General features: G+C 40.5%; 7 protein-coding genes and 2 pseudogenes. 5 read left to right on the top strand and 4 right to left on the bottom strand.

All coding sequences use genetic code 11. From position 1 onward, the window contains the following. Positions 1-441: 441 nt before the first annotated feature. The 5 genes from Q0314_RS09510 to aqpZ all read left to right on the top strand — a co-directional run bounded on the left by Q0314_RS09510 (position 442) and on the right by aqpZ (position 6,190). Positions 442-585 carry a hypothetical protein gene (locus Q0314_RS09510; RefSeq protein ID WP_298058528.1) on the top strand — a complete coding sequence of 48 codons (144 nt, stop codon included), beginning with the start codon at positions 442-444 and terminating at the stop codon, positions 583-585. Between the two features lie 1,342 nt (positions 586-1,927). Beyond that, positions 1,928-2,548 (top strand): tetratricopeptide repeat protein, encoded by a 621-nt coding sequence (locus Q0314_RS09505; protein ID WP_298058526.1) that lies wholly within the window; start codon positions 1,928-1,930, stop codon positions 2,546-2,548. A gap of 23 nt (positions 2,549-2,571) precedes the next feature. After that, positions 2,572-3,114 (top strand): hypothetical protein, encoded by a 543-nt coding sequence (locus Q0314_RS09500; RefSeq protein ID WP_298058525.1) that lies wholly within the window; start codon positions 2,572-2,574, stop codon positions 3,112-3,114. Between the two features lie 444 nt (positions 3,115-3,558). Then, positions 3,559-4,641: a 5'-nucleotidase C-terminal domain-containing protein gene (locus Q0314_RS09495; protein ID WP_366114725.1), complete on the top strand. Its 1,083-nt coding sequence runs from the start codon at positions 3,559-3,561 to the stop codon at positions 4,639-4,641. An 838-nt stretch (positions 4,642-5,479) separates the two neighbouring features. After that, positions 5,480-6,190 carry an aquaporin Z gene (aqpZ, locus tag Q0314_RS09490; RefSeq protein WP_002949277.1) on the top strand — a complete coding sequence of 237 codons (711 nt, stop codon included), beginning with the start codon at positions 5,480-5,482 and terminating at the stop codon, positions 6,188-6,190. Between the two features lie 764 nt (positions 6,191-6,954). On the opposite strand, the gene Q0314_RS09485 is transcribed toward aqpZ, so the two are convergent. From Q0314_RS09485 to Q0314_RS09470, 4 genes and pseudogenes are all read right to left on the bottom strand, one after another. Then, a complete protein-coding gene (locus Q0314_RS09485; protein ID WP_298058529.1) occupies positions 6,955-7,488 on the bottom strand; it encodes a DUF2393 family protein in 534 nt (177 codons plus the stop codon). Beyond that, a complete protein-coding gene (locus Q0314_RS09480; RefSeq protein ID WP_298058524.1) occupies positions 7,488-8,015 on the bottom strand; it encodes a DUF2393 family protein in 528 nt (175 codons plus the stop codon). Before Q0314_RS09480 ends, Q0314_RS09485 begins: the two co-directional genes overlap by 1 nt. A gap of 79 nt (positions 8,016-8,094) precedes the next feature. Then, positions 8,095-8,988, bottom strand: a pseudogene (gene hisIE, locus Q0314_RS09475) (bifunctional phosphoribosyl-AMP cyclohydrolase/phosphoribosyl-ATP diphosphatase HisIE); the annotation flags it as partial. A gap of 283 nt (positions 8,989-9,271) precedes the next feature. Further along, a pseudogene (locus Q0314_RS09470) lies at positions 9,272-9,401 on the bottom strand (prohibitin family protein); the annotation flags it as partial.

Here is a 9,401-nt window from a genome sequence, read left to right as displayed (position 1 = left end):
GAGCGCTGGTCTCATAAGCCGGAGGTCGGGAGTTCAAGTCTCCCCCGTGACACCAAAACACTCTATTTGTCAGTATTTCAACCGCCTCTTTTGCAGTTTCCCTTTCTTTTAATTTTTTCTTAGACCATGGTGCGCCTTTGATAAAAAGCGGTACATTTTTTCAGAATTGTTTTATTTTATGCAATGCTTTCTATAAATTTGATTTTATTTTACTGTTCGATGAAAATTTTAGATTGCAAGACGAGCGTATGTAGATTTATCTTACTTTTTCACTATAATAACCTAACATTTGAAGGGAACTATAACATTTCAAATATTAGAATTTAGCTGTTCTATTTCATAAAAACGGTTATCGCCATATAAAAACTGAAAAGATAAGCATACAAAAAAATTCTTAATTGGCTTTCAAATTTAGTTTTAAATATATTTTCAAGAGTATTAATGGAAAATATTTTAGAAAAAGAAGGTAGTCTTTTGGTCCACGATAGAAATTCAAATGATATCATAGATGAAGGAAGCGAACTGTTTGAAAATTTTACTCCTTTAAATCCCAGTAATATAAATTTGATCGCAAACGGATTGTAGCTTGAAAATATCCAAACCCGAACAATGATAGTATTGAATAAAAAATCGACATAATTAATATTGTATGCCAAGTATAGAATAAGTCAGGAAGTAGTATAATCATTTTATTTTTATTTGTACTGGATTAGTTTTATAATGCCAAACAACCCCAATAAGACATTAGAAGAAGAATATATCGAATTTAGAAAAAATAACTATTTCGGTAAATGCTTCATTTCTTTGCTGTATACGCACGTAGCTTTGTTGCTTATTATTTTTATTTTACCAAACCACATAATGAGCTTACTGCCTTTACTAAAATTTTTTACACAAGTCATGAAAAATATTTTTCCAAATATAGAATACTATTCTAGTGCGAGCAATTTACCTGAATTATGTGAATTTTATTTTAGCTACTTATGGCTGGTATGTCTTATGATATTAATATGGTGTATTATGCAATCGCCGCAATTAAATCATGAGGCTAAGCAGTTTTTTGGAACATATGAATATCTTAATAAAGGAATATTTCCTGAAAAATTTATTAAAATTGAAAGCAGTAAAAAAGAGCGTATAATAAGTATGTTTTGTCTTATATTTCTCGGATATGCTCTGTATATAAATTACAATGGCTACTTAATAAATAGCAGTATATTTTCAGAATGGCTAGCGGATAGACTCGGGATACTTGCTATGGGCGTTTTTCAAAATTTAACTATTCATGTAGCAATAGTATATATTATGATTAACATATATACTATTATACATATTAAATGGCTACGTAAAAATACTAATATTAATTTTAGGCTCAATTAAACTTAAGCTGATTCTCACTTATCAATTTCAACAGTTTATGATATAGTTTTCCTGTGCATTTTTAGTGTTATATCTAAATTCTACTTCACTACGCTCATTACTTTTCAAGAATACAGTTCTAAACGCAACTTACCGCTCCCTTACGTGAGCCTAATTTAAAAATATATCCTTTCAGTCAATCTCAGCAAGCGCTCAAAATAATTCAGTATAAAATATTTATATTTGTCAAATTTCGCAAAAATAATACAGATAAAGAAATCATTAAATTTATCCTAAAAATAACCTCGTTATTAGCAAAATATAGTATAACTAATAGTAAACAAATTCCACACAAGGAGATCGCTATGAAGAAACTAGTTTTCATCTTTTTGTTGTATTGCTTGCAATATCCGCTAATGCGGAAAGCAGTACTGTAATCGCAGAGCAACTAAGATCGGCTGGCAAAACTATAGAGGCCATCGCCTACGATAAAGAGGATTGTCTGAAAGAGAAAAGTTGGTTGTCTTGCGAACGACTCGCGAAGCATTACGATACTACGAAGCCGGACATGCCTTGCGATTCGGAAACGGTCACGGAGTACTACAAAAAGTGCTGCGATTATTCAAAAAACAAGGTCCAGCTATGCTGCGACAAGGGCTATCCAAAAGAGCTTGAGGAAAAACGCGATGCGGCTTGCAAAGCAAAAGATGCTAAAAGTTGCGGCAAGCTAGCCTACATCGCACACAGACAAAAAAACTATGAGAAGTCGTTTAATTACGCAAAAAAAGGTTGCGATGCTGGAAAAGATGATACTTTTTGTAAGCTTCTTGCCTATATGTATTATTACGGTCAGGGCGTAGAAAAGGATTATAAAAAATCGTTTAATCTATATGAAGGATTGTGCGATAGAGATATATACGATATGTGCGCTATCCTGAGCCACTTCTATACGGATGGCGTAGGCATAAAACAAGACATCAAAAAGGGCAAGAAAATTTTAGAAAAACTTTGCTACGATAAATATAAAGAAGGCTGCGCCAATCTAGCTGTACTCTATGAAAGCGATCAATACGGCATGAAAGACGATAAAAAAGCCACAGAGCTTTATACCATGGCTTGCAAACACAATCCAAAAGGCCCAGCGTGCGACAAGATAGGGGGCATGAGCAAGAGGCTGGAGTTTTTTTGAACCGAACAAAAGAACGATTATGATTGTACTCAGCTGGCAGATACTTATTACAGAAACGATCTGGAAAAAAAGCTGTTTTTTTTATAACAAAGCTTGCGAATTTGGAAATACAAGCGCCTGCAACCGGATTGCTAGTATCACCGAGAAAAAAAGAAGCTTCAGAAAAACAAAAATCTGCTTGCGAAGAAAAAAATGACGGCGAAGCTTGCTCCCAGATAGCAAGCTCCTACAACTACGATCCGAAAAATCAGCTGTATTTTTACGAAAAAGCTTGTGAATACGGATATGCGCAAGGATGCTACGAGGCCGTAAAATATACTAACGATCCGGAAAAAAAGTTGTATTTTTTTGACAAAGGTTGCGAGTACGGGCTTGCGTATACGTGCCTCTATGCTTTAGACCTCGTAAGAGCAGATAATAACAAAGCGATGAAATATGGATACAAAGCATGCAAACTAGGCGATACTGCAACTTGCAAAATGATTGAGGGAATCGCTAAGAAGGCTTGCGATGAAGGTGATCAGGACGGCTGCAAGTGGCTAGATACAATAAAAAATCGTAAATAAATTTAAATTTGAGCCGAGTTTAAATTTGCGCTCGGCTCAAATAAACTAAAAGATTGCAAAATTTTTAGTTCAATATGCGACTTTAAATTTCCTGCCAAAAACGATTTTGGTTTAAGCAAGACGCATGAAAGAAAGCAATCTAATAAAAAAGAATCAGAAACCGATAAAATTTTCTATAAGGAGAGTGTTTTATGGTTTGCGAACATTTTATTTTACCACTTAAAATTCTTTTCGTTTTTACCGCTTTTCCCTTTAAGGAGGCGACCAGATGAATCCCGCACCGCATCTAAAAAAATTAACCCTACTTCACTCCAATGATTTGCATGGAGACTTTTTGGCTGAGCAAGTGGACGACAAGCTAGTAGGCGGCGTCTCTATGCTATCCGGCTATATAAATCAAGTCCGCCAAACAGAAAAAACGTTATCTACGCTATTGCCGGTGATATGTTTCGAGGCTCGATTATCGATTCGGAGTACAAAGGGATTTCCACGATCGAGATCATGAACGCCCTGGCGCCAGATATCGCTACGGTAGGCAATCACGAGCTAGATTACGGTATTCCGCATTTATTATTTATAGAAAAGTGTGCCCAGTTTCCCATCATAAACGCAAATTTGTTTATCAAAACCAATCACGCCCGTCTATTTCCGCCTTGCTACATCATGGAGCTTGACGGCATGAAAATCCTTTTTATCGGTATCATTACCGATGCAGTTTTAGCACAGACCAAGCAAGACTACCTGATCGGCTCTTTTATCGGAATCGAAGAGGCGACGCGAGAGGTCGGGCGAATCTGCAACACCTACAACCGAATCGATATCGATTTTACGGTTTTGCTAACTCACATCGGTTTTGAGGCTGATAAAGAGCTAGCCGCCATGCTACGATCCGAATGGGGCGTCGATCTGATTATCGGCGGGCATTCCCATACCTTGATGGAGCAGCCTTGCGTCGTCAATGATATTTTGATTGCGCAAGCTGGCGTCGGTACCGACCAGATCGGACGATTTGATATCGTGGTCAATACAGACACCAACAGCATCGAAAGCTATAAATGGCAGTGTATCCCCATAAACGACAAATACTGCCCGGTCGATGAGCAAATAGAGAATTTGATTCGAAAATATAAGAGCGTAACCGATCAAAAATATACTCGCGTCATCACCCGTTTTAGCTGTCCGCTAACGCACCCGCAGCGCAACACCGAAACGGCTTTGAGAAATTTGTTTGCCGATATTTTAAAAAACAGCCTAGGCATAGATATTATGTTGCTTGGCTCAGGCAGTATTCGGGGCGAAAAGCTAGGGCCGATCGTAGAGTATGGGGGCTTGGCCGAAATTTTTCCTTATGATGACGGCGTTTATATGCTCAGAGCGGACGGCCGAACCTTTCGCCAAATGATGTGCTATCTACTGCGAGACGACGCCTTTTTGGGAACAACGGAATTTTATCAGTTATCGCAGGGGCTAAAACTCGCCTATTCCCGCTCCCGCCGAGAAATCGTAAGTCTAACTTATCAGGGGTAGAAATGCCCGATGACGGTATTTTTACGGTCGGTTTGCAAAATTATCATTACTGAGCTTTTTTGGCGTCAGTTTTGAGCACGTGAAAAATTTCGGCGCTCCTAAGATGATTTCCACTTCTTGTTTGGATATCTTGGCTGAGTATTTAAATTCGCATAAAGCCGTTAGGCAAGACGTCGAGGGGCGATTAACGATTTTGGATTAAAAGTATTTTCGGTCACCCATGCGACTTTTTAATATTTACCATACAACTGCGGCTATATTTCCGCCGCATTCAGCGATAAGCGTAAAAAAACCGTCAAATGACTACGGGCTTGATTGCGGAAAATAAAGCCCCAACACTTAATGTCTAGAAGCTTTTTACGATCAACCCGGCTCTTATCGCAATTTAGTTCAAGATAATTCTTCGCGTTTTTAATTTTTGTTTTGATTTTAAAGGCTTATATTTAAGGATACTTTTTGCTTTGAATTATGAGAAAAACAGCGACGGTTTTAGCAAATACGCTCTTTCCGGACGGCATACAGATCGTGGTCTATGAGTAAAATTTAACAACTTAGATGATAACTAATAGATATGCAAATATCGGTTTAACGGTACGTAGAGAACAGCAAAAATGTAAAAAATATGCGCTTACGCTAGGTGCCGCACGTCAAGCTCGGAGAATCTTGATATCGATACCGTTAAGTTTTTAGCAAATCCGAGACGCGAGCTAAACAACCGGAACAAATACCAAAACGCTCCATGAGACATTATGTTATAGATTTAGACTATAAAATATTTTGCAAAGTTACAAATTTATGCTAAAATCGCGCGCTTTTAAATTTACCTAAAAGGGAAGAGATGAAAAAATATTTAGCTGAGTTTTTTGGTACATTTTGGTTAGTTTTTGGAGGTTGCGGCAGTGCAGTATTTGCAGCGGCTTTCCCAGAGCTTGGTATCGGATTTGTCGGAGTTTCGCTAGCATTTGGCCTTACGGTTCTTACGATGGCTTACGCAGTTGGTCACATCAGCGGCGGCCACTTCAATCCAGCTGTATCAGTTGGCCTACTAGTTGGCGGAAGATTTGACAAAAAAGACTTCGTGCCTTACGTCATCGCACAAGTTATCGGAGCGATCGCAGCTGCTGCCGTGCTATATCTTATCGCTTCAGGTAAGGCTGGATTTGACGCTACTGCGAGTGGTTTTGCTAGCAACGGATACGGCGAGCACTCACCAAATGGCTACAGTCTAGTTTCAGCGCTAGTTGCTGAGGTGGTTTTAACTGCGTTTTTCCTTATCATCATCTTAGGTGCGACTGATGAGCGTGCGCCAAAAGGCTTTGCACCGATCGCTATTGGCCTTGGTTTGACACTTATCCACCTTATCTCGATACCTATCACAAACACATCAGTTAACCCAGCTCGTTCAACCGGCGTTGCGATATTTCAGGGCGGTTGGGCATTAGAGCAGCTTTGGCTTTTCTGGGTTGCGCCTATCGTTGGAGCGATCATCGGAGCTATCATCTATAAAGTTATGGGCTGCACATGCGGCTGCTGCAAAAGTGCAAAATAATCACGCTTTATACTTCAAGGGGCGGTCTCCGCCCTTTCTATTTTCATAAAATTTTTAAAATTAAGATCAGTTAAGCGAATATAATAATCTATTTAACATATTACCGTTATTACATCTAACCTCTACTTCGCTATCCTTCTAGCTTCGTCTTAACAAACGTAAGTGCATCGCAATTAAATTATTCTTTGAGTTCTTTGTGTCACTATAACCTCGTCTCCGCAATCCAACAAACCATCGTAAGCCTTCCGGTAATCAGAATAGATAGCGGGTCATTAAAGTCGCTACATCTAGGCGACATCGGCATCAATTCATTTGCAAAATAGTTTTAGGCTATATAAACAAACTTGAACGTCGCACTTTAGTATGCCGTTTTACTAGCAACCGCAAGCCAAGAAATATTATAAAGTAGTAGGTTTTTAACCAAGTAGGCATACGAGCCAGAAATCTATTCTAAAATTAAATATTTTATCATGCACTCCGGCCATAAAATTCTGATATTTTTGGCTATTTTATCGATTTTTTTTATGAAATTTTAATAAACTCCGCTATTTATACCACTTCCATATCGAGCTAAAAACACTATAAAATTTCTCTAAATTTCTTTTTCGGAATTTTTGAACGGACTATATATGTTTATTTTTTATCTCTACGCTTGTTATTTTTAAGAACATCGACAAGATCGTGATTTTTGTGTTTATACCTACCTTCAACAAAAAGCTCCTTTGGAGGTTTTTATATCGCATTCGAGTAAATTTGCCCGCGCCCTATCTGCACTCCAGCTTTGTTATCGTTTGGGTATTAGCAAAGTACGACGGATACGGCATCGAGAGGCTAAAATTTCGTATCTGCTTCGGCGCGATATTTTTAGCGACGCTAGCGGTTATCTCAGCTACGTTTGAACGCTCGTCACTGCGCGAAGATAGCGATAGCCCGCTAGGCTTAAAGATAGACCCTGCGATCGTGTCCTTACTCACGGGGTTGTTGATGAGTTTGACGGTCAGATCGCAGTTCGCGATGCTAAACTCGCCCGTATTTCGCAGCGAGCCCTTAAACACGATGGTTTCGTTTCTTAGTACGCGGTGGCCTGAAAACCCCGTCAGCACGGCCTTTTTGGTGTATTTATCCACGATCATCATGAAAAAATATCCAAGCGTCAGCGTCGCTATTATGTTTATCGTGATGTAAATTTTAAAAAATTTAGGATTTTTCTCGCCGCGGGCGATAAGCGCGAAAAGTACCGATAGTAGCGCCAAAACCGCAAGCGCGATGAAGTGAAATACGTTAAAATACCCTTCCATCAAAAGCACTCCGAATTTGTCGTGATATTGTAATCCTGCGCGCGAAAGTTATTTACCGCGTGCGTGATCTCGCGCGTCGCATTTACGTCCAGCGCGTCTTTTAGCACGATATTTTCTCTCAAAAACGGCTTTAGCTCGTTTGCGTATCGGCGCAGCGTATTGCCCGAGTTTTTGTAAAAGCTAAGCCCGATTTCGCAGTAGTTAAACGGCTTTTTTGAGAGATTTGTTAGGCGCAGATCCACAAGCAGCGTATTTGAGTACTCAAGCTGCTTGGTTGAGACTAGCTCGAGCGAGCGGGTTCGCAAATTTTCATCTAAAAGCTTAGGCATAAAATACGCCCCGCATCCAAGCCCCGCGATAGTAACGATCATCAGCGCAAAGCCCGCAAAAAAGGACTTTGACGCGACATAGACGCAAAGCGAAACGAGCGCTAAAAAGGTCAAAAACATCCAGATATAGGCGGCAAAATCCACCCAGCCAAGGTGCGTCAGATAGAAATTTAAGCCCTGTTTTAGTTCGTTTATCATCTTGCCTCTTTGCTTCGTTTGCCTTGCGGCGAGCCAAATTTAAAATCCTCCTGCACAAAGCGTGCCAAATTTGACCACCCTAGCCTTTTCGCGAGTTTTTTTCCTCGATACCGCTTAGTCCGAAACGGCGCGCGAGCTCGGCCTTGATGCGGTCTGGGTGCACTCCGTGCAGCGCCAGCGCCACTAGCGAGTGAAAACATAGATCCGCCGCCTCGTAGACGATCTCCTCGGTCGGTGTTTTTAGCTTTAGGTTTTGAGACGTCTCGGTTTGGCTGTTTTGGTTTGCGGCATTTTCGTTTGAAATTTTAGCAAAATTTTCGTTTTGGGTTAAATTTGACGAAATTTGACCGCCGTTTGCGGCAGAGTTAAACTGTGCAGTTTCATTTTTGCGCGCCGAGGCATCCTTGCACGCCATCACTAGCTCCGTAGCCTCCTCTCCGACCTTTTTTAGGATCGCGTTTTCGCCCTTTTTAAACAGGCTCGCGACGTATGAGGTCTGCGGATCGGCGTTTAGCTTGCGGTCTAATATCGCGTGATAAACCTCGTCGATTATGCCGTAGATCGGCTTTTTGGCTTGGTTTAAATTTTGCTCTTGCGTCAAATTTTGCCCGTCATCGCTAGCTAAATTTGACTCGCCGCCGTCTCCAGAAATCTTTCTAAAAAAGCACGATTTTGCGCCGGTGTGGCACGCTACGCCGCCGTTTTGAACGACTTTGAGCAGTATCGTGTCGTTGTCGCAGTCAAGGAAAATCTCGTCTATGGCCTGCGTATTTCCGCTCTCCTCGCCCTTTTTCCAGATGCGGTTTTTCGTGCGCGAAAAATAGTGCGCAAAGCCCGTTTTTAGGCTCAAATTTAGCGCCTCTTCGTTCATATAAGCAAGCATCAAAACCTCGCCGCTCGAGCTTTCTTGAACGACGGCAGGCAAAAGGCCGCCCACTTTTTCCCAATCTATTTTCATTTTTATTTCCTTTCGGCTACGGGTTTGGCTCGGCGCACGGGCAAAATTTAAAGCTCAAATTTGACTTCAAATTTGAGCATAAAAAGGCGAAGTTTTTTGCAAAAATATTTCGCTTCGCAAAAAACTACACCTGTTTCGAGATGATTTTGGAGTTACTCAGGTAAATTTAGCGGCGGACCTGACTTTGCTTGCGATTACAAACGGCAACGAAGCAAAGCCATCCAAACTAAATTTAGCCGACCTCGCAAAAAGCGTTCGCCCGCAAAGCGTAAAAAAGGCGAGTCGCTCCAAACAAAAATTATTGCGTTATCGCGCTTTGCTTCTCTTTATCCTTCGTATCCACCCAGATATTCGGCACCGCTCCACCAGGCGTTAAGAATATCTTCGCGTCTTTATTTTCGCGCAACGCCTCGTTAAATTTAGCCTGC

Source organism: uncultured Campylobacter sp. (assembly GCF_938040115.1).
In the GTDB taxonomy this organism is placed as follows: Bacteria; Campylobacterota; Campylobacteria; order Campylobacterales; family Campylobacteraceae; genus Campylobacter_A.
Note: the sequence above shows the minus strand (reverse complement) of the source record. Positions and strands in the feature narration are given on the sequence as shown.

Bases quoted from the DNA above. Each gene is read 5' to 3' on its own strand.
- Q0314_RS09510 (WP_298058528.1), top strand. From the start codon at position 442: ATGGAAAATATTTTAGAAAAAGAAGGTAGTCTTTTGGTCCACGATAGA.
- Q0314_RS09505 (WP_298058526.1), top strand. From the start codon at position 1,928: ATGCCTTGCGATTCGGAAACGGTCACGGAGTACTACAAAAAGTGCTGC.
- Q0314_RS09495 (WP_366114725.1), top strand. From the start codon at position 3,559: ATGTTTCGAGGCTCGATTATCGATTCGGAGTACAAAGGGATTTCCACG.
- aqpZ (WP_002949277.1), top strand. From the start codon at position 5,480: ATGAAAAAATATTTAGCTGAGTTTTTTGGTACATTTTGGTTAGTTTTT.
- Q0314_RS09485 (WP_298058529.1), bottom strand. From the start codon at position 7,488: ATGGAAGGGTATTTTAACGTATTTCACTTCATCGCGCTTGCGGTTTTG.
- Q0314_RS09480 (WP_298058524.1), bottom strand. From the start codon at position 8,015: ATGATAAACGAACTAAAACAGGGCTTAAATTTCTATCTGACGCACCTT.